The sequence below is a fragment of the Rhodococcus sp. 21391 genome, from assembly GCF_016772255.1.
Lineage (GTDB): Bacteria > Actinomycetota > Actinomycetes > Mycobacteriales > Mycobacteriaceae > Rhodococcus_F > Rhodococcus_F opacus.
The window spans coordinates 3,221,035-3,239,346 of sequence record NZ_CP063781.1; the positions used below are offsets into that span (position 1 = coordinate 3,221,035).

Genomic DNA, 18,312 nt, shown 5'->3' on the forward strand with positions numbered 1-18,312 from the left:
GCGGCAGCGCTTTCGGTGGATTTCGTTCAGAGGGCGAGCTGGTCGTCGCAGGCCCTTCCGAGAGCCGGCCCTCGGCGACAGCGCCGAGGGCCGAGGGCCGAGAACTTTACGGCGCAACCGGGTAGTGACTGGTGATCGCGACCCGATTCCAGGCGTTCATCACGGTTGCCAGCCAGCTGATCGCGGACATCTGCTCATCTGTGAGGGAGCCGTCATCCCAGGTTCGCCCTTCCGGAACGGCGAGAGCGGTGACCTGTTCGGCGAGAGCGAGAGCCGCGCGCTCCTGGTCGCTGAAATACTGCGACTCCCACCACGCTGCGACGACGGCCAGTCGATCCGTCGTCTCTCCCTTGGCGAGGGCGTCGCGGGTGTGCAAGCGAAGGCAGAAGGCGCAGCCGTTGAGTTGGGAGACGCGGATCTTCACCAACTCCACCAGGAGCGGGTCCACTCCCGCCGTTTCCAGAGCAGCTTTCACTTCCGCGTCCAGCGTCGTCAGGCTCCGATAGACGGACGGGTGCTGCTTGCCGAGATTCACGCTGGTCATGACGTTCCTTACTGAGTAGGTTGTCGAATGGTTGTGGGTCCGGGCGCCCGCACCGATGGTGCTGAACGAGGTTGCCTGAAGATCGCGCGCTGTCTTCCGGTGCGTCCCGGTCATGCAGACCACGGCGACCCCGTGATGCGATCAACCATGCTCATGCTGCGGAAGCCGGGAACGAAGTGGTCCAGTACGTCGGCATTGACGGTGCCGTAGGTGGTGTCCGGCCGGTGGCTGAGCCCGTCGACGAAGGCACGCAGAAATTCGTTCTTGAAGTCACCCCGCGGATGGACAGCGGTGATCTCCTCGACCCGGTCCGGGTTCAGTCCGGCCAGACCCAGCCCGACTACATCGGTGAGGACGCCGAAGTGGGTGGCGGCGACTTCGTCCCCCATCCGGCCGGGGATCCCGGGTGTGGTGTGCAGCGCGATCGCCGTCCAGACCACCTCGGCGGCGGCAGCGGAGAAACCGCGGTCGAGCAGAAACTTGCGAGCATGATCGGCCCCATCGAGCTCGAACCGCTGCTCGACATTCGAGAAGGGCGTGAGCAGGCCAGTGTCGTGGAAGAGGGCAGCGAGGTAGAGCAGCTCAGGGTCTGGCTGCAGGCCGAGCTCGCGAGCCTGGAGTGTGCTGAAGAGGAACACGCGCCGAGAGTGATGGAAGATCAGGGGGCTCGTCGCATCCTGGACGAGGCGAGTGGCTTCGGCTGCCGCCTGTGTCTCGGGAATCTCTACTCCTGCGATGATCTCGGTCATGAGCCCTGCACTTTCAGGTTTCGATGTTGTAGAACAGACGATGTGTCCGTCCCTCTACGGTGCCGAACATCGAGCGTCCGGCGCCGCCTCGGTCCGGCCATGAATCACCCGAATTCGGACAGGCGGTGAGCGTGCGTACGAGCCCCCACCCGCATCGGGTCGCGGTCCTGGTCTACGACGGGGTGAAGCTGCTCGATGTCGCCGGCCCCGCCGAGGTGTTCGCGGAGGCGAATCGATGCGGCGCCGACTACCAGATCGTGTTGTTGTCGCCGACCGGTGCCGGTGTTGCGTCGTCTATCGGGATAAAGATCTCCGTCGACGGCGACGCAGGATCGGAGCCGGCACCCGACACCTTCCTCGTGGCCGGCGGCGACATCTACCCTCGAACCGCCATCTCCCGCGACCTCGTCGAGGCAACGGGCACGCTCGCAACGCGATCTGCTCGGGTCGGTTCCATCTGCACAGGCGCGTTCATCCTCGCGGCGGCCGGCCTCCTGGAGGGCAAACGCGCGACCACGCACTGGAAAGTCGCACACGAACTTGCCGCCCGGCACCCGACAACCCTCGTCGAACCCGACTCGATCTATGTTCGCGACGGCACCACGTACACGTCCGCGGGCGTGAGCGCCGGCATCGACCTGGCGCTGGCGCTGGTCGAGGAAGACCATGGCCCCGATCTGACGCGCGACGTCGCCCGACGCCTGGTGGTCTACTTGCAGCGCGCGGGCGGACAATCGCAGTTCTCTGCCCCACTCCAAGGCCCACCGCCGCGCACACCAGCCCTCCGCCGAATTGTGGATCTGGTGACGGCGGACCCCGCCGGGAAGCATTCGCTCGCCGAACTCGCCGGACACCTCAACGTGAGCCCTCGACACCTCACGCGACTCTTTCGAACCGAGCTGTCCACCACACCTGCCCGGTATGTCGAGCTGGTCCGATTCGACATGGCAAAGGCGCTGCTCGACCAGGGACACAACGCAACACAGGCAGCATCACTCGCCGGCTTCCCGAGCTACGAGAGCCTACGAAGAGTCTTCGTGCGGGAGCTGTCGATGTCACCGGCTGCCTACCAACGCCGCTTCGGCACCGCGCACCGCGCCGACGCGGGGTAGTCCGACCGGGGGTGTGCGATTGCCGTACCCGGTGATTCCTGTCGTTGTGCAACGCGCGAAGAGCCGGCGCCGATACACCGACCAGAGGTGAGGACCGTGGTCGAGCACATCGCCGCCCGGCAGGACGTACGCGAGTTCCGGCGGGCCCTGGACGAGCTGTTCGCGTTCCTGCTCGACAACGACGACCTACACGCCGGAATGGGACCGCGCCCGGCTTCACCGGCTGACTACCCAGGTACAGGAAGCGACCGCCACGCTGAGGCTGGGCGGGCTGCGAGTGGATTACCTCGGATTCGGGAGCGTGGAATTCTCCGTCGACCTCGGCCCACCGCCCAACGGTCCCAGGTGATCGCCCCCTTCCGACGAAGATGGCGGTTTCGGGTCTGCTGTCGGCGCGCGGTGATGCAATATTGCACAACCCCATTGCAGGTTAGGTGATTCCCCCGGCCTCCATACCCGGGCACACTTGTATTCGTCCCCGCCGGAAACTGCGCGAAGCGAAGAGATTCCCGGGGTCCATCCCATCGGCTCGTCCGAGTCGACGTCGCCTGCCGGCATCGACTCGGACCGCGCGTTGAACGTCGGTTACCACACCGCTAGGAGTACAGATGAGCAAGATCGCTTTCCTCGGCCTCGGAAACATGGGCTTGGGTATGGCCACGAATCTGGTGCGCAACGGCCACACAGTCATCGGATTCGACCCCTCCCCAGCGGCATCCGAGAAGGCGTCATCACACGGAATCGACTCTGCTGCATCTCCTGTCGATGCAGCGGAGCGTGCCGACGTGATCATCACCATGCTGCCCAGCGGCAAGCACGTGCTCGACGTCTACGCCGACCTGGTCCCGGCCACATCGCAGGGAACCCTCTTCCTCGACTGCTCGACGATCGATGTCGGCGACGCGCGAGCCGCCGCTGAACTGGCTGTCGGCGCCGGGCATCAGGCGGTGGACGCCCCGGTGTCCGGAGGCACGGTCGCCGCGGACGGCGGAACGCTCACCTTCATGGTCGGCGGCCCGGCCGAGGCGGTGGACCGAGCAAGCTCACTGCTCGACGCCATGGGGTCCCGTATCGTCCGATGCGGCGACTCCGGAGCAGGTCAGGCTGCGAAGATCTGCAACAACATGGTCCTGGGGATCTCCATGATCGCCGTCAGCGAAGCCTTCGCGCTTGGCGCAAAGCTGGGCCTGACCGACCAGGCACTGTTCGACGTCTCGTCGACCGCGTCCGGTCAGTGCTGGGCGTTGACCACGAACTGCCCGGTTCCCGGACCGGTACCGACCAGCCCCGCCAACCGCGACTATGCCGGCGGGTTCGCGAGTGCATTGATGCTCAAGGACCTCCGACTCGCGCAGTCCGCAGCGACGGACAACGGTGTCGAAACGACGCTCGGACGGCGCGCCACCGAACTCTACGAACAGTTCGTCGCCCAGGACGGCCCAGGCCGTGACTTCTCTGCGATCGTGACGGCAATCCGTGCCGGTGCATATGACGTGCAGGCACAACAGTCGTAGCCCCTCCCACGTAGACCTCGCCCCGTGCCGCGGGAGTGAGACGCTGCTCGATGTGAAAGGAATTCGTTGTGCGCATCATTCTGACAGGGCCGCCGGGAGCGGGCAAAGGTACACAGGGGCAGTCGCTTTCGACGGCGCTGCAGCTCCCCCACATCTCGACCGGCGATCTGTTCCGCAGCCACATCGCACAGAGCACGGAACTGGGGCGGACGGCGAAATCGTTCCTCGATGCCGGCGAACTGGTCCCGGACGAGGTCACCATCGGGATGGTCGCGGAGCGCCTCGCGGCCGACGACACGGCCACAGGATTCATTCTGGACGGCTTCCCCCGCACCGTGGTTCAGGCGATCGCCCTCGATGAGTTCCTTGGCCGACAGCTGAGCCAGATCGACGCCGTCCTGGACTTTTCGATAGCGGACGATGCAGTCGTCGAACGGATGCTGGCCCGTGGCCGCGCCGACGACACCGAGGACGTCATTCGTCGACGTCTGCGGGTCTATCACGACGAGACCCGACCGCTGCTCGACTACTACTCGCCGCTTCTGCTGGCCGTCGATGCGGAAGGTGAGGTCGACGAGGTCTACGCCCTCGCGATCGGCGCGCTGTCCGAGCGCGGAAGCGTCGCTCCGTCCATCTGAACGCTGTTCCCTGCACCCCAGCAGAGCCATCCGTATATCAAGGAGATTCCGACATGACCTCCACGCAAACCTCACTCGCTGAGCTCCATATTCCCGAGGCCCGCGACTACCCCATGTTCGTCGACGGGGCCTGGGTGGACGCCAGTTCCGGTCAGTGGAGTGAGGTGACCACCCCGATTCTTCGTGAGCACGTGATCGGCCGTGTCCCGTCCTCGGGCACCGAGGACGTCGATCGCGCGGTGCGTGCTGCGCAGAAAGCCTTCCCTCGGTGGCGGTCTCAGCATTTCACGGCGCGAGGCCGGATCCTGAGCCAGATCGCCGACGCCATCGACGCGCGCGCCGAGGAACTGGCCCGTCTCACCGCCCTCGACACCGGAAACGCGCTGCGCACCCAGGCACGCCCCGAGGTCGCCACCCTGGCGAACCTGTTCCGGTACTTCGCCGGTGTCGCCGGCGAGATCAAGGGCACGGTTCTGCCCGCCGGCGACGATCAGCTCCAGTATTCCCGCCAGGAGCCCCTCGGCGTCATCGGATGCATCCTGCCCTGGAACTCCCCGCTGATGATCGCCGGATTCAAGATCCCCGCCGCCCTCGTCGCGGGAAACACCGTCGTGGTCAAGGCGGCCGAGGCGGCTCCGCTGAGCGTGTTGCTGCTCGCCGAGATCTGCGCCGAACACCTGCCGGCCGGTGTGCTCAACGTCCTCACCGGATCCGGCAGGGTGGCCGGTGAAGCACTGGTCCAGCACCCGGACGTCGACAAGATCTCCTTCACCGGCTCGACCGAAGTGGGACGTCATGTTGCCCGTGAGGCCGGTGGCCGGTTGGCACACGTCTCCCTCGAACTCGGCGGCAAGAACCCCTCGATCGTATTCCCCGACGTGGACATCGACGACGACTTCATCAATCAACTGCTGCTCTCGACCCGGGTACACCGGCAGGGACAGAGCTGCACCGCCGGTTCCCGGTTGTTCCTGCACCAGGACGTCTACGACGAGGTCCTCGACCGGCTGGTGAACACCCTGGCCGGGCTGAAGGTCGGGAATCCGCTCGCCGAGTCCACGGACATGGGCGCCATCATCAACGAGACACAGTTCGCCTCCGTGTGCGGATTCCTCGACGACGGCCTGAGCTCGACCAAGGTTGCCACCGTCCTCGACGGCTCACCGGACAAGCTCGGCAACCCCGACGGCTACTACATGGGACCGACCGTGTTCTCCGGCGCCGACAACTCCTGGCGCCTGTCCCGTGAGGAAATCTTTGGGCCCGCGCTCGTCGCGATCCCCTGGAACGACCACTCCGACGTCATCCACATGGCCAACGACTCGCACTACGGTCTGGCCGCATACGTGTGGACACACAACCTCGATCTGGCGCTGTCCACCGCCCATGCCCTCGAAACCGGGTGGGTGCAGGTCAACCAGGGCGGCGGCCAGATGGTCGGCCAGTCGTACGGCGGATACAAGCAGAGTGGCCTCGGCCGCGAAGTGTCGCTCGAGGGCATGATCGCCGGATTCACCCAGACCAAGCAGGTCAACGTGCGCCTGCGCACACTCTGAGAAGGGAGCGCACCATGACTGTCGGACCCTTGGGCGACATCCTCGTGCTCGACCTCTCGCGGGCGCTGGCGGGGCCCATCGCCGCGATGATGCTCGGTGACCTCGGTGCCCGGGTGATCAAGGTCGAAGCCCCGGGCACCGGCGACGACTCCCGCACGTGGGGGCCGCCGTTCGTCGGGCCGGCCGACGACCCGCAGTCGTCGTACTTCATGTCGGCGAACCGGAACAAGGAATCGATCGTGCTCGACCTCAAATCCGAGCACGGCAAGGATGCACTCCGTCGCCTGATCCGGCGGGCGGACGTGCTGATCGAGAATCTGCGGCCGGGCGCGTTCGACCGGCTGGGCTTTCCGGCCGACGTCCTCGAAGAGCTCAACCCGCGGCTGATCACGTTGTCGATCACCGGCTTCGGGCACGACGGCCCGGAGGGATCCCGCGCCGGCTACGACCAGATCGCCCAGGGCGAGGCCGGGCTGATGTCGGTGACCGGTGACCCCGACGGGGAGCCGACGCGGATCGGAGTCCCGGTCGCCGACGTCCTCGCCGGTGTCCACGGCGCCACGGGAGTCTCGGCCGCACTGGCCTCGAGGGAAAAGACCGGCAAGGGCATGGTCGTCCGGACGTCCCTGTTGGCCGCCGCGATCAGCGCCCACACCTTCCAGGGCACCAAGTGGACGGTCGGTGAGCAGGTCGCGCAGCGGTCCGGTAACCACCACCCGCAGATCGCGCCGTACGGAAGCTTCCGCTGCGCGGACGGATACGTTCAGATCGCGGTCGGCAGCGAGGCGATCTGGGCGAAATTCGCCCCGGTGGCCGGGCTGTCAGCCAGGGATCCGCGGTTCGCCGTCAACCGGGACCGGGTCGCGGCGCGGGAGGCGTTGATCGCCGCGATCGAAGCCGATTTCGCCCGACGTCCTCGGGCTGACGTCCTCGCCGCGCTCGAGGCCGCGGGTGTTCCCGCCGGGTCGATCCGCACGATCGACGAGGTCTACGAGTGGCAGCAGACCCGCAGTCAGGGCCTGCTCCTCGAGGTCGAGCACCCTGTGGTGGGGCCGGTGCAGTTGCCGGGTCCGTCCCTGCGGATGGAAACGGCAGGCGGTGAGTCGCTGGTGCGGTCCGCGCATGTTGCCCCGCCGGTGCTCGGACAGCACACCGAACAGATTCTCGACTGGCTCGACTCGGTCGACGCCACCGATCCGCTCGATGCGATGGAGCCCGCGCAGGCGTGAACTCGGTGAGAGTCCGACTGGCACACCGGGGCGGTGTTGCAGGAGTCTGCCTCCTGCAACACCGCCCCGGGTGCGCCGGGAACCTACACAGTGGGGACCAGTTCGTCTCGCCGACTGCGCGCCTCTTCCTGAATCGCTTGCCGGACGGCCTGGACCGCCGGATTGGTGAGGCTTTCGCGGCGCGCGGCCAGGGAGAAGGCAAGGCGAACATCGACGGCCTCCGGCAAGATCCTGCGCAGATCGGTGTGCTGGTCCGCCATGAACGCCGGCAACAGCCCGATGCCACCGCCGGAACGCGTGGCAGCAACATGAGCGAAGATGTTGGTGGACATGAACTTTGCCGCGACACCGGGCAGATGCCGGCTCAGGTCGAGATCCCCGACCTGCAGCAAGGAGTCGACGAAGAAGACCAGCGGGTGCGCTGTCAGCTCGTCCAGGCTGCCGGGTTCACCGTGCTCGCGGAAGTATCCTTCGCTGCCGTACAACCCCAGCGAGTACTGGCAAACACGTTCGGAGACCAGCCGACTGGTGATCGGTGTGCCCACCGCGACAGCGAGGTCGAATCCTGATTGGTACAGATTCAGTTGCCTTGTATCCGTGATCAACTCGACGACAAGGTGCGGGTGACTCATCCGCAGCTTCGCCAATGCGGGAGCGACGAACAACGACCCGAATCCGTCCGGAGCGGTGATCCGGATGGTTCCCCGGAGTGGATTCTCACTGATACCGAGGACCACGTCGGCGGTTTCCTGAACGGCTTCCTCGATCAGTCGCGCCTTCTCCGCGATCGATCGGCCGACATCGGTCAGCTCCCATCCGTCGGCACTGCGCTGCAGCAGACGGACACCCAGGACCTTCTCCAGCGCACGCACACGCCTCGAGACGGTGGTGTGGTCGACGCCCAGGTCCAGCGCCGCGGATTGGCGGCGTCCGGTTCGCGCGACGGCGAGCAGGTACCGAAGGTCATCCGAGCGGATGTTGCGGACGTCGATCACGGCCGGCCTCCCGGTAGGTCGGCCGTGATGGTGTGGTGTCCGCCCCGTGCGGCGGTCGATGCACGCCGGGTTGCGGAGAGTAGCTGCTGCAGGTCCTCGTGGAGACGGCGCATGACCTTCGGGTCCGCGAGGGCGACGGCATCGAGGGCGCGCGTCGCCGAGGTTGCCACCTCGCGACCCTTGTCGGTGATCGTGACGAGGGTCGAACGGCGATCGGACCGATTGATCGTCCGAAAGGCCAATCCGGAACCTTCCAGTCCGTCGATCAACGTTCCGATGGTGGTGGGATGCCTGTCCAGAGCACGGACGATTCGCACCATGGGCAGTGGAGCGTGCGCGGCGACCATCATGGCCAAAACCTCGTAGCGGGCGAACGACAGTCCGAGTGGTCGCAACGTGGAGTTGAGGTGATGGGTGATCAGCTTCTGCGTCTGCAGTACGGCGGCGATCAGCGATGTATACGGCGGCACAGATTCGGCAGCCGGCACCGAATGGGGTGGTTGCGCAGTGGCCACCGGAAGCCTCCTAGTTGTCCGGAATGGGCATCGAATGAACGTCCTGAGTGTGTATTTCGCGAAACTCGCGTTCGGCGACGGGGCTGTGTCGGCACTTCCCGTGTCGAAGTGTTTCGGTTTGGAGTCGGTCACACCCATTGGCAATTTACCTGGATATCCAACTATAGTACTTCCAACTTCTCCGATCTGAAAGGGTCGATTCATATGTTCACCTTGACCGATGACGAGCGGGCGATCAGCGACACTGCCCGCGACTTCGCGGCCGAGCATCTCGCGCCGCATGCCGTGGAGTGGGATCAGGCCAAGCATTTCCCGGTGGATGTCCTGCGGAAGGCGGCGTCGCTGGGGATGGGTGGGATCTACATCCGCGAGGACGTGGGTGGATCCGAGCTGACTCGTGTCGACGCGGCCCGGATCTTCGAGCAGCTCGCGAAGGGGTGCCCGTCGATCGCCGCCTACATCTCCATCCACAACATGGTCACCTGGATGATCGACCGGTTCGGCACCGACGAGCAGCGGCGTGCGTGGGTGCCGGGGCTGTGTTCGATGGATCAGCTCGGCAGTTATTGCCTGACCGAGCCGGGTGCCGGTTCGGATGCGGCGGCGTTGAGCACGAGGGCGGTCCGGGACGGCGACGACTACGTGCTGACCGGGGTCAAGCAGTTCATCTCCGGTGCGGGCACCTCGGATGTGTACGTGGTGATGGCCCGCACCGGGGAGAGCGGGCCGCGGGGGATTTCGGCGTTCATCGTCCCGAAGGGGTCGCCGGGTCTGTCGTTCGGGCCGAACGAGGTGAAGATGGGCTGGAACGCCCAGCCCACCCGGCAGGTGATCTTCGAGGACGTGCGGGTGCCGGCGGCGAATCTGCTCGGGTCCGAGGGTGGTGGTTTCCGGATCGCGATGGCGGGCCTGAACGGTGGCCGGCTCAACATCGCGGCGTGCTCGGTGGGCGGCGCGCAGACCGCGCTGGAGCGGGCCGTCGCCTACCTGACGGACCGGAAGGCGTTCGGGTCGCCGCTGATCGACTCGCAGGCGCTGCAGTTCCAGCTCGCCGACATGCGCACCGAACTGGAGGCGGCCCGCACCCTGCTGTGGCGGGCGGCGGCGGCGCTCGAGGACGGCGCCCCCGATGTCGTCGAACTGTGTGCGATGGCGAAGCGGTTCGCCACCGACACCGGTTTCGAGGTCGCCAACCGGGCGCTGCAACTGCACGGTGGGTACGGCTATCTTGCCGAGTACGGAATCGAGAAGATCGTCCGCGACCTGCGGGTGCATCAGATCCTCGAGGGCAGCAACGAGATCATGCGGGTGGTCATCGCCCGCAGCGTCATCGGAAACAGAGGAGCGGCATGACCGACGCGGTACCCACGGAACCGGACGTTCTGATCGAGAAGCGGGGCGGGCTGGGCCGGATCGTGCTCAATCGGCCCCGGGCGATCAACGCCCTCAATCACGGCATGGTCCGGCAGATCGCGGCGGCCCTGGCCGAATGGTCCGGCGACGACACGGTCCGGGCGGTGGTGATCACCGGTGCCGGGGAGCGGGGCCTGTGCGCGGGCGGCGACATCGTGTCGATCTATCACGACGCGAAGGACGGGGGCACCGGTTCGCGGGAGTTCTGGCGCGAGGAGTACCTCCTCAACGCGGCCATCGCGCGCTACGGCAAGCCGTACGTGGCGATCATGGACGGCATCGTGATGGGCGGCGGGGTCGGGGTGTCGGCGCACGGCAGCGTGCGGATCGTCACCGAGCGGTCGATGATCGGGATGCCCGAGACCGGGATCGGGTTCGTCCCCGACGTCGGCGGCACCTACCTGCTCGCCCGCACCCCGGGCGAGTTGGGCACCCATATCGCCCTGACCACCGCCCGGCTCAGTGCCGGCGACGCGATCGCGTGCGGGTTCGCCGACCACTTCATTCCGTCGGAGAAGATCGAGCAGTTCATCGAGGCGTTGTCGACGACGTCCGTTCAGGAGGCGCTCGGCGCGTTCACCGAACCGGCACCGGCATCGGAGTTGCTGGGCCAGCAGGGCTGGATCGACGCCGCGTACTCCGCCGACAGTGTCGCCGACATCGTCGCCCGCCTGCGCGGCAGTGGGGTGCCCGAGGCTCAGAAGGCGGCCGAGCAGGTGCGCTCGAAGTCGCCGACCGCGTGCGCGGTCACCCTGCAATCGCTGCGCCGCGCCCGGCAGGCCGGCAGTCTCGAGGAAGTCCTCAACGACGAGTTCCGGGTGTCCGTCGCCTGCCTGAACTCGCCCGACCTCGTCGAGGGCATCCGGGCGCAGGTCGTGGACAAGGACCGCAACCCGCAATGGTCGCCCGCCACCATCGAGGAGGTCGACCCAGCGCAGGTCGACGCGTTCTTCGCACCACTCGGCGACCTCGAACTCGGGCTCACCCCACCCACCACCACCGGAGACAACCAGTGACCGACTACGACACCATCCTCCTCGACCGCAAAGGCCGGGTCGGGATCATCACCCTCAACCGCCCGAAAGCACTCAACGCGTTGAACACCCAGCTTCTACGCGAAATCGTCTCCGCCGTCGAAGAACTCGACTCCGACAGCGATGTCGGCGCCATCCTCGTCACCGGCTCCGACCGCGCGTTCGCCGCCGGCGCCGATATCAAGGAAATGCACACCAAGTCGTACATGGACGTCTACTTGGGGGACTTCTTTTCCATCGGCGACCGCATCGCCGCCGCACGCACACCCATCATCGCCGCAGTGGCGGGATACGCCCTCGGCGGCGGCTGCGAGTTGGCGATGATGTGCGACATCCTCCTCGCCGCCGATACCGCCAAGTTCGGTCAGCCCGAGATCAAACTCGGCGTCATCCCTGGCATCGGCGGCTCACAACGCCTCACCCGCGCCATCGGCAAGGCGAAGGCCATGGAACTGTGCCTGACCGGCCGCACCATGGACGCCGAGGAAGCCGAACGCGCCGGACTCGTGTCCCGCATCGTCCCTGCCGCCGACCTGTTCGACGAAGCACTGCAGACCGCCACCACCGTCGCCGAGATGTCACTGCCCGTCGCGATGATGGCGAAGGAAGCAGTCAACCGGGCATTCGAGACCACCCTCACCGAAGGGATCCGCTTCGAACGGCGGGTCTTCCACTCCACCTTCGCCACCGAGGACCAGAAGGAAGGCATGGCCGCATTCGTGGAGAAGCGCGCGCCGGAGTTCACACACCGCTAGACCCCGACGCTCGCCCCGCACCGGGCTCCGGTGCGGGGCGATGGTCGGAATGCCGGTGTCACACCAACCAGCTTCACCGAATTCGATCTAGTTCCGCCATCTCACCCTGGATCGGCCGATCGGATCACTTCGGCTGACCGACTTCGGCAGGGAGAACGTCTGCGAGGTGAATACCGTGGTATCCCCCACCAGGGCCGCTGGGCGTCTGGATATCGTCGTCGTCAGTGGCCGGCCCGCGCCGTCACCGCAGGATGAGTACCTGAACGAGATCAATCGCATCACCACCACGTCGCCGGACGGATCCACCGTCACCCGCGCGAACTACCCGCCAACGGCGGCAGCGCCTACTTCTCGATCACCCTCCCCTCCACCCAACAGGTCATCATCAGCACCACCCCCATCAGGGGTTCCACCGTCCCGGTGACGTTGGAGCAGATCGAATACCTGGCCACCGCACCCGAACTCGACCTGAGCTGAATTCGTCTGACTGATCGCGCGAGCCGCGGCCGGTCCAGGCGGGTTATAGCCAGGACGTCGTCCTCACGTCGTCGCGGCAGCACCAGATCGAGTTGGCCGCGAGGTTGTCGCCCGGCCCGCGTGGTCGACATGGATGTTCTGCGGTCACCCCGGCGCGGCGCGGCGCATCGACCTGATGGTCAGGGTTCTGGTCTGCGCTGGACCAGTGAACGACACCGCAAGCGTCGAGGCTCGAGCAAGGCTCACGACGGTGTCAGGGCGTATCGGGCGATCACGTCGGGCAACCAGTCGGGTTCGCCGAAGTGCAGACCGTAGCGCTCGGCAACTGCGGCGATCTAGGTGACATCTGCTCCACCGGCGGCGATCAGTTCGGACATTTCCAGGAAGCAATGTTCGAAGCCGTGACATGCACGATCGAGTTTTGCTGTGCAGCATGTGTCTCTGGACGAGTTCGAAACGCTCCCGGCATTCCTGCGTCGAGTGTGTCGTCGAACGCAACTCCGCCTAGTTGTAGCCGCATCGGGAACGCAATACGCGCCCGTCGCAGCAAACCAACCCGAATCCGTCAAACCCAGTCACAATGAGTGGCGTGAACATTCCCGACATCCGCCCCGCAATCGTCCACACGGGAGTACGGATACTGATGGGCCGCACCAAACTCCGCACCGCCGAGGACACACGCCGCGACGTCCACGCGACATCGTTGCGGCCGGCATCGTTCAACCCGCCACCATCTCCACTCTTGCCCGGGGTGCGGCTCTCCGCCGACCGCACGCGCGGGTTTCCCGTCTTCACCATCGAACCGGACAGCGGGCGATACGGAAAGACTGTGATCGACTTCCACGGTGGTGCCTATGTCCGCGAAATAGTGTCCTTCCACTGGCTGTTCGCGCGAACCATTACCGCTGCGGCATCGGTCCGGCTCCTGCTGCCGATCTACCCCCTAGCCCCGCACCGGACCGCCGCCCGCACCGTCGCCGATGCCGCCGACATCGTCGAATCGGCAATCTCCACCCAAGGCGCCGATAACGTTGCGGTGATCGGCGATTCCGCCGGAGGCGGAATCGCGCTCGCCGCGGCACAAGAACTCAAACGTAGGGGCGCACCACAGCCATCGCGGCTGATCCTTCTCTCCCCCTGGCTGGACGTCACCATGAGTGACCCCGCCCAAGCCACCATCGAGAAGCGCGACATCCTCCTCGCGCGCGGAGGACTGAAAGAAGCCGGCCGACTCTACGCCGGCGACCTCGAGGTTACCGACTGGCGCGTCAGCCCCCTCTTCGGCGACCTCACCGGCCTCGCGCCCATGAGCGTCTACACCGGTACCCACGACATCCTCGTCACCGACTCCCGCGCCCTCACTCAGCGAGCACGCGATGCCGGCGCTACCGTCGATTACACCGAGGAAATCGGGATGCAGCACGACTACGCCCTCTTCCCCCTGATCCGCCAAGCACGCACCGCCCGCGAAGACATCGCCCGCCTACTTCGGGCGTAGCCACCGGCGGCTACACGCTCCCCGATGGGTACGCGCTCAGCCGCAGACCGCCCGAGGCGCTATCGGTGGTGTTGGTGTTTGGTGTGCTCGGAGTTTCCGCGAACCTCGCCTTTCACGGTGCTCACCCAGGTTCTCGGCGCCGAAGCGGTGGAGTGCGCCGACCCGGTCTGGGTACGCGTCACAGCGAGGCCGAATCCGACGACTGACCGTTGGGCTCGGGGACTATCCTGGACAAACACCCACGTCGAGCGGTGCCTGCGAGGGACCGCCATCACCGTTCTCCTCGGTCAACAGTCGGCGGAGACGACCGCGGCCGCCTGCATCTGGGCCGGGGAATGGGTACACAGGATCCAAGGCCGAGGACGGCACCGGGCACTACTGCATGCCAATCGACTGCTCGTCAGCTGCCTTGCGGCCGCAGGCCGAAACGACGAAGCGAAACAGGTGCTGGCGTCGATCGCGGCGCAGTGCGCGGATCGCGACATGATCCGGTACCTCCTCGACGGAGGACCGTATGTCGTGTCGACCCTGCGCGGCCTCCGCGACGATCAACTGCACGGGCTGTGGCGGCCGGAGTGGGCGCCGGTCCCGAGCGCCTTTCTCGACGCGCTGTCAGCGACCAAGGGCCCGACCCTGATCTGAGGGCGCTGAGCCGCGACCTCACGGCGTCGAACTCCGCGGTGATATCGGGGATCACTGGCAGACGGTGCCGAATCGACGGACGCGGTGTTCCTGAGACCTCGGTTGTCTCAGGTGGAGGCGGAAGCCGACGACTGTGTCCGCAGCCAGCGGGCGGCGTGGTGGCGGTAACTGTCGATTCCTTTATATGTGGCGATGTCGGCGGGAAGTTCGGTGATGATGTCGGCGAGTTGCTCGGCCCACGCGGGGATGGTGGCGATGTCCGACAGTGGCGCCATGTAGGTGTGGATGTTGAAGACGAGTGCTCCGGTGAGGGGCAGGCGGATGAGGTGTTCGAGTTCGATGCGCAGTTGCACGCGTCCGTAGTCTCCGTCGGCGATGAGATTCGGAATGTCGTCTTCCCATTCGGGCCGGGTTTCGAGGCTGGTGTCGCGGTGCGGTGAGCCGACGGCGGAGAAGGTCCAGTTGGCGCGGCGGAAGATGCGGTCGGTGGTGAGATGACGCATGAACTGCTGCGCACGGCTGGTGATGCCGCCGCTGGTCAGCCCGGGTACGGGGCGGTGAATTTCGTTGAAGTTCATCCCGACGTCGAACTTGATCGACCAGTCGGCGGCGAAGGTGACGATGGCCGCGTCGAACCAGAGTTGGTCGTGGCGCTCGGTGAGCAGGAGGATGTCGTCAGGCACCTGGCAACCGATGAAGGTCAGCGGGTCCTCCGGCAGCGTGGCCAGATCACCCATTTCGAAGTGTTGGTCGATGTCGAGCAATGCGTTGCGCCAGTGGTGGTGGTTGCCCTGGCCGGTCAGCTGCATGGTCTCCGGGTAGGAGTCGGCCATCTGCCGCATGAGATAGAGCATGACGTCCCAACACGCAGGGATCATGTGCGGCAAAATCTGCACTCGCCCTGGATCTTTCGCCAGGATCTCCCGTTTGAGCTGCATCATCGGCACGTATTCGAGTCCGAGGTCGACGACGTGTCGGCCCCAACCCCCGGCGAGGGTGGGGGTATATCGGGGTGCAGGCTCGACATTGACCGCGTAGCGGAAGGTTTCGTCCCCTGCCGGGAAAGGCCAGGGCAAACAGGTCAGGTCGCTTGTGAGCAGTTCGGTCACGGTACTTCGCTCCAGAGTCGGGACGGAATGGAAGTGCAGGGGTGATCTCCAGTCGGTCGTCAGGCAACCGATGCCAGATACATCGCACGATGCGAGGAGGTGTGCGGGCGCACGAGGAGGTCGCGGGCGCAGCCCGAGCACTCGATGGTGTGGTCTGGGCGCGCGAGGGCCCGGGTGGCGGTGTCGCAGTGCGGGCAGAAAACGTTGATCACGTCCACGTGTGAGATGTGGATGAACAATTCGCACGGCAGAATTCCCGCGGCCCGCGCTACCGCAACGGCCCTCATCACCTCGGCCTCCGCCCCGGAAATCATGATGCGGACCCCGACTGTGCTGGCGTCGATCAGGTCCTCGACACCCGCACCGTCGGGCAGGCTGTACAACGCCACTGCCTGGTGGGCGGAGGCGAGATCCCGCGCCCACTTGTCGACCTTGGCGGTGGTGCCGGGGGCATCACCGATCGCGATCAGGAGGTACTGCCGGCCGGATAGGTCCATGCTGGCGGCGGTAACGCCGACCTGCGCGGTGTTGCTGTCGGAGTCGTCGATGCTTGTCATGACATTCCCTCTGGTGTCTGATGCCGCGGAGGTCATAGGTCCAGCTCCAGATCCGCGCCAACGGCCCGGGACACGCACGGCATCATCACGTCACCGGTGGACTTCTCCTCATCGGTGAGATAAAGGTCGCGGTGCTCGATCTGACCGCCGCGCACCGGGAGCTTGCATTCGCCGCACACGCCCTGCCGGCACAGATTCGGCACGTCGAAGCCGCTGTCCAGCAGCGCGTCGAGCAAGCTGGTGTCGGGTCCGACCGTCACGGCGGTACCGGTGCGACCCAGCGTCGCAGTGAAGGGTTCACCCCCGGCGGAGATGCCGGAGGAGAACGGCTCCGAGTGCACACGCTGGAGCGGCCAGCCCTGGGCGAGTGCAGCTTCGGTGACGGCGTCGATCATTGGCGTCGGCCCGCAGGTGTAGAGGTGGGTGCCGATCGGCTGGCGGGTCAAAGTTGGTGTCACGTGGTCCCAGAACTGTTCCGGGGTTTCCACCATCGTCAACCGGTCCCCGCACAGTTCCATCAGGTCGTCGACGTGTGCGCCGAAGCCGGAGCGGAAGGAATAGATCACCTCGAACGAGCGACGCCACTGCACCGCCGCACGCACGTGCGACAGAATGGGGGTGACCCCGATGCCGCCGGCGACGAGGACATGGTGGCGTGCGTTCGGAACCGGAGCGAACGCACTGCGCGGACGGGACGCGGTCACCTGGTCGCCGACGGCGAGGTTGTGCACCCATCGCGACCCGCCGGCACCGGCCCGGTCCAGTCGAACAGAGATCGAGTAGTGGTCCGGTTCGATCGCCGGGCCGGTCAGGGAGTAGGAATTGCGTGTCCCCGGCTTCCAGGTGACCGCGATGTGACTGCCCGGGGTGAAGGACGGCAACGCTCCGCCACCGACTGGCGCCAGGACGACCTGACAGATGTCCTCACACAGCATCGTGGTGTCGGCAACGACGACGGAAAGGTCGCTCCCTGCCCCGGCGCTGGTTGTCGCGGCCTCGACTACTTCGGTCACGTGAGGTCCTCCGAATCTGCTCGACAGCCAAGATAGGCATGGTGACGGCGGGAGAAGTGGTGGTAGACGGTCAGCGTTTCTCGGCAACCGCCACAACGGAATTCGCTGTCGATCACCATCGCGTTGTAGCGACGCGGTCGTCCAGCGACGCACGCTGGTTGTCATGCTCATTGCCATCGCTGATCACGGTGCGAAGGAGCGGTGACCGACGTAGAACGCCAACGCACCCTCAGGGGTGCTGAATCGGATCCGCGATCCCTTCGGGAAGAAAATCACATCCTTCGCCTTGGCGACCTCCTTCTGTCCGGTGTCGAGGTTCTCGAGAACGAACTCGCCCTCGAGCACAACCTTCATTTCGTCGTACTCGTAGAGGTAGTCAAGGGGATCGTCGGTGCGCCGGAGTTCGAAGTAGCCGGCCGACATCTCGGACCCGTCCGGGTTTGCGTAGACGTCATCGATGAAGCCTTCGGTGCCCGGGTATTCCGCAACCGGCATCTGCGGCAGAGACTTCCAGAAATCTGCGGTGACGCGGAACGGTGCGACGGTCTGTCCGATCGCACTCGAATCGGCAACGGTCATTGGGGTCCTCCTGGGGATGGGATTGCGCGATCGGTAGTCGATCACCATGTGATGAAACTGAAGATAATGCCAGGAAACCATGGCGTGGGTTACGTGCCCGTAAACGCGCGTGACAAGGAGGTTTAGTTGTAGGAAGCGCGCGCAAGTTCGCACGGGCCTATGCCAATTCGCCGATTGCGACTCGCGACCGTCGTCACCGTTTCCTGACCGTGACCGCCTACGCACGGGTCGATCGCGGGCACCGGGCGAGTCCCGAACGACGGCACACAGCGCGGCGGACGGGGCATCGCCGCAGGTGACAGCACATACTGGTAGTAACGGACCTGGTTGCGGCCGCGATATAGATCAGCTAAGCCGAAAACATCCGACCCCAGGGGCCATCT

At 65.7% G+C, this 18,312-nt stretch carries 19 protein-coding genes; 10 read left to right on the top strand and 9 right to left on the bottom strand.

All coding sequences use genetic code 11. From position 1 onward, the window contains the following. Positions 1-106 precede the first annotated feature (106 nt). Both GO592_RS15080 and GO592_RS15085 read right to left on the bottom strand, forming a co-directional pair. Complete coding sequence (locus GO592_RS15080; RefSeq protein WP_007297042.1) at positions 107-544, bottom strand: carboxymuconolactone decarboxylase family protein; 438 nt, start codon at positions 542-544, stop codon at positions 107-109. A gap of 110 nt (positions 545-654) precedes the next feature. Beyond that, positions 655-1,293, bottom strand: a complete 639-nt coding sequence (locus GO592_RS15085) for an HD domain-containing protein (protein ID WP_007297043.1) — start codon at positions 1,291-1,293, stop codon at positions 655-657. A 59-nt stretch (positions 1,294-1,352) separates the two neighbouring features. Between GO592_RS15085 and GO592_RS15090 the strand changes: the two genes are divergently transcribed. From GO592_RS15090 to GO592_RS15110, 5 genes are all read left to right on the top strand, one after another. Beyond that, positions 1,353-2,405: a GlxA family transcriptional regulator gene (locus GO592_RS15090; protein WP_007297044.1), complete on the top strand. Its 1,053-nt coding sequence runs from the start codon at positions 1,353-1,355 to the stop codon at positions 2,403-2,405. A gap of 608 nt (positions 2,406-3,013) precedes the next feature. Beyond that, on the top strand, positions 3,014-3,919 hold the full coding sequence (mmsB, locus tag GO592_RS15095) for a 3-hydroxyisobutyrate dehydrogenase (RefSeq protein WP_007297045.1): 906 nt from the start codon (positions 3,014-3,016) through the stop codon (positions 3,917-3,919). Between the two features lie 68 nt (positions 3,920-3,987). Beyond that, positions 3,988-4,557, top strand: a complete 570-nt coding sequence (locus GO592_RS15100; RefSeq protein ID WP_007297046.1) for an adenylate kinase — start codon at positions 3,988-3,990, stop codon at positions 4,555-4,557. A 53-nt stretch (positions 4,558-4,610) separates the two neighbouring features. Then, positions 4,611-6,113, top strand: a complete 1,503-nt coding sequence (locus GO592_RS15105; RefSeq protein WP_007297047.1) for an aldehyde dehydrogenase family protein — start codon at positions 4,611-4,613, stop codon at positions 6,111-6,113. A gap of 14 nt (positions 6,114-6,127) precedes the next feature. Continuing rightward, complete coding sequence (locus GO592_RS15110) at positions 6,128-7,342, top strand: CaiB/BaiF CoA transferase family protein (protein WP_007297048.1); 1,215 nt, start codon at positions 6,128-6,130, stop codon at positions 7,340-7,342. Between the two features lie 83 nt (positions 7,343-7,425). Here GO592_RS15110 and GO592_RS15115 read toward each other — a convergent pair whose 3' ends face one another. Beyond that, positions 7,426-8,337: a LysR family transcriptional regulator gene (locus tag GO592_RS15115; protein ID WP_005568041.1), complete on the bottom strand. Its 912-nt coding sequence runs from the start codon at positions 8,335-8,337 to the stop codon at positions 7,426-7,428. Beyond that, a complete protein-coding gene (locus GO592_RS15120; protein ID WP_050998603.1) occupies positions 8,334-8,852 on the bottom strand; it encodes a MarR family winged helix-turn-helix transcriptional regulator in 519 nt (172 codons plus the stop codon). Before GO592_RS15120 ends, GO592_RS15115 begins: the two co-directional genes overlap by 4 nt. A 204-nt stretch (positions 8,853-9,056) precedes the next feature. Between GO592_RS15120 and GO592_RS15125 the strand changes: the two genes are divergently transcribed. From GO592_RS15125 to GO592_RS15145, 5 genes are all read left to right on the top strand, one after another. Next, the gene (locus tag GO592_RS15125) at positions 9,057-10,205 is read left to right on the top strand and encodes an isobutyryl-CoA dehydrogenase (protein ID WP_202715102.1); all 1,149 of its coding nucleotides are present in this window, start codon (positions 9,057-9,059) and stop codon (positions 10,203-10,205) included. Further along, positions 10,202-11,281 (top strand): enoyl-CoA hydratase/isomerase family protein, encoded by a 1,080-nt coding sequence (locus GO592_RS15130; RefSeq protein WP_172650594.1) that lies wholly within the window; start codon positions 10,202-10,204, stop codon positions 11,279-11,281. The genes GO592_RS15125 and GO592_RS15130 overlap by 4 nt, the downstream gene beginning before the upstream one ends. Next, on the top strand, positions 11,278-12,054 hold the full coding sequence (locus GO592_RS15135) for an enoyl-CoA hydratase (RefSeq protein ID WP_007299017.1): 777 nt from the start codon (positions 11,278-11,280) through the stop codon (positions 12,052-12,054). Before GO592_RS15130 ends, GO592_RS15135 begins: the two co-directional genes overlap by 4 nt. 1,057 nt (positions 12,055-13,111) lie before the next feature. Next, positions 13,112-14,029: an alpha/beta hydrolase fold domain-containing protein gene (locus GO592_RS15140; protein ID WP_237720516.1), complete on the top strand. Its 918-nt coding sequence runs from the start codon at positions 13,112-13,114 to the stop codon at positions 14,027-14,029. A gap of 444 nt (positions 14,030-14,473) precedes the next feature. Next, complete coding sequence (locus GO592_RS15145) at positions 14,474-14,671, top strand: hypothetical protein (protein ID WP_007299015.1); 198 nt, start codon at positions 14,474-14,476, stop codon at positions 14,669-14,671. A 107-nt stretch (positions 14,672-14,778) separates the two neighbouring features. On the opposite strand, the gene GO592_RS15150 is transcribed toward GO592_RS15145, so the two are convergent. From GO592_RS15150 to GO592_RS15165, 5 genes are all read right to left on the bottom strand, one after another. Then, complete coding sequence (locus tag GO592_RS15150) at positions 14,779-15,780, bottom strand: heme-dependent oxidative N-demethylase family protein (RefSeq protein ID WP_007299014.1); 1,002 nt, start codon at positions 15,778-15,780, stop codon at positions 14,779-14,781. A 59-nt stretch (positions 15,781-15,839) separates the two neighbouring features. After that, entirely contained in the window at positions 15,840-16,337 is a 498-nt protein-coding gene (locus tag GO592_RS15155) for a dimethylamine monooxygenase subunit DmmA family protein (protein ID WP_005564361.1), read from the bottom strand. A 32-nt stretch (positions 16,338-16,369) separates the two neighbouring features. Then, positions 16,370-17,350 (bottom strand): PDR/VanB family oxidoreductase, encoded by a 981-nt coding sequence (locus GO592_RS15160; RefSeq protein WP_007299013.1) that lies wholly within the window; start codon positions 17,348-17,350, stop codon positions 16,370-16,372. After that, positions 17,347-17,469 carry a hypothetical protein gene (locus tag GO592_RS46540; protein WP_420228110.1) on the bottom strand — a complete coding sequence of 41 codons (123 nt, stop codon included), beginning with the start codon at positions 17,467-17,469 and terminating at the stop codon, positions 17,347-17,349. Before GO592_RS46540 ends, GO592_RS15160 begins: the two co-directional genes overlap by 4 nt. A gap of 64 nt (positions 17,470-17,533) precedes the next feature. Then, positions 17,534-17,929 (bottom strand): cupin domain-containing protein, encoded by a 396-nt coding sequence (locus GO592_RS15165; protein ID WP_007299012.1) that lies wholly within the window; start codon positions 17,927-17,929, stop codon positions 17,534-17,536. Positions 17,930-18,312: the final 383 nt, after the last annotated feature.